This window comes from Roseateles sp. (genome assembly GCF_036486225.1).
GTDB lineage: Bacteria > Pseudomonadota > Gammaproteobacteria > Burkholderiales > Burkholderiaceae_C > Roseateles.
Genome location: NZ_DASVNZ010000400.1, coordinates 1 through 1,606, shown reverse-complemented (window position 1 = coordinate 1,606; position 1,606 = coordinate 1). Strand labels below are relative to the sequence as shown.

The 1,606-nt window shown below is 72.4% G+C and carries 2 protein-coding genes; both read left to right on the top strand.

Features of this window, described 5'->3' with window-relative positions:
* The first annotated feature begins 117 nt into the window (after positions 1-117).
* Positions 118-738 (top strand): hypothetical protein, encoded by a 621-nt coding sequence (locus VF536_RS26045; RefSeq protein WP_331617860.1) that lies wholly within the window; start codon positions 118-120, stop codon positions 736-738.
* Between the two features lie 204 nt (positions 739-942).
* Positions 943-1,606: sensor histidine kinase (locus VF536_RS26040; RefSeq protein WP_414710450.1), on the top strand; the 664-nt coding region annotated here is incomplete at its 3' end.

Genomic DNA, 1,606 nt, shown 5'->3' with positions numbered 1-1,606 from the left:
CGGCAACGTCAGCGAGAGCGTCAGCTGGACCCGTGCCCCGCTGGACGTCGGCGGCCGGCTCGTCCCGACGCCGGACCGCGCCTGGACCGTCCTGCTGCGGCAGAAGGGCCTGCCCCCATGAGCGCGTCCGCTGATGAGACCCAGGCCCCGCCGCCGCGCGACCGCCGGGCGGCGGTGCTCGGCTTCTGGCAGGCGGCGGTCGGGCTGGCGACCGGGCTGAGCGTCATCGTCGGGGTGCTGATCTCGGTGACGCAGCTCGTCGAATGGGTGGACGACAGCAAGCGCGCCAACCTGACGGAGCGCCTGCAATCGCTGCAGCACGTCGCCCATCTGCTGGAGCGCGACGAGCGCATCCGCCTGCGCGCCCGGGCCTTCCTGCGGGAACGGCTGCCGGAGATCGCGCCGCAGGTCGACGAACTGATCCGCCGCGCCGGCACCGGCGAGGACCTCTACCTGAGCCAGGACATGGAGGACTACGCCGCCGTCCATTTCCATTACGAGCAGCTCGGCGCGCTGGTGAAGCTGGAGTACATCGAATTCCCACTGGTCTTCGAGATCATTCCCTTCCCCGACGAGTACATGACCGCCATCGAGCCGGTGCGACGGGCGCTGTCCGCCAACTGGAAAGGACCCGGCAAACCGCTGCCGGACCTGGGCGCCAACATCGATTTCCTGAAGCGCTGCTACGAGCTCAGTCGCGCCGCGCCCCTCGAGCGGCCGCACTGCCCGCGCGCATGAGCCCTGCGGTCTCGCCCCCCGGGAATTCCCTCAACCCGCCTGGAAGTCCCGGGAAGCGCCTGTTTCCGGGGCTTCCCGGACCGCCAGAAGGCTCCGGAAGGTTTCCGGAAGGTCGCGCGAGGCGGCGGCGCCTACCGTCTGCGGCACCGATCCCCCGGGTCGGCACCCACACGACGACGCCGTCCAGGCGCACAGGGAGCTCGCATGAACCTCACCCCTCACCGTCCTCAATCCCCGCCCGCGGCCCGGCCGCGCATCGCCGGCCCGACCTCCCGGCTCACCCGCGAGCATCGCCTCGAGCGACTGACCCGCCTCCAGATGACGCTCGCCGAAGCGCATGCCGACGCCGAGCAGCGTGAACGCGAGCGCGTCGCGCAGCTGCTGCATGACCAGGTCGGCAGCCTGATCGTGCGGCTGCGGCTGGCATTCGGCGAATGGAGCCATGGCCAGCCCGAGCCCACCGTCACCGACCCGGCGCTGGCGCAGGTGACCTCGCTGCTGGGCGAGCTGTCGCGGACGGTCCGGACGCTGACCTTCGCGCTGGCGCCGCCGGACTGGCACGGCGACCTGCAGGCGGCGCTGGAGGCGCTGGCGGCGGAGCTGGGGCTGCTCGGGCCGCTGGCGGTCCATGTCGACGCCAGCGCGATGGCGGTGCCGGGCACGGCCGAGATTCCCGCCGTGCAACGGGCGGTGGCCTGCCGCGTGGTGCGCGAGCTCTGCCTGAACGTGCAGAAGCACGCCTCGGCCTCGCGCGTCGAGATCGTGCCCAAGGTCGAGGCCGGCTGGCTGAGCGTGCGCGTGCGCGACGACGGCCGAGGTTTCGAGACCCGCGGCATCGACGCCGACGCGCGCGGGCTGGGCCTGGGCG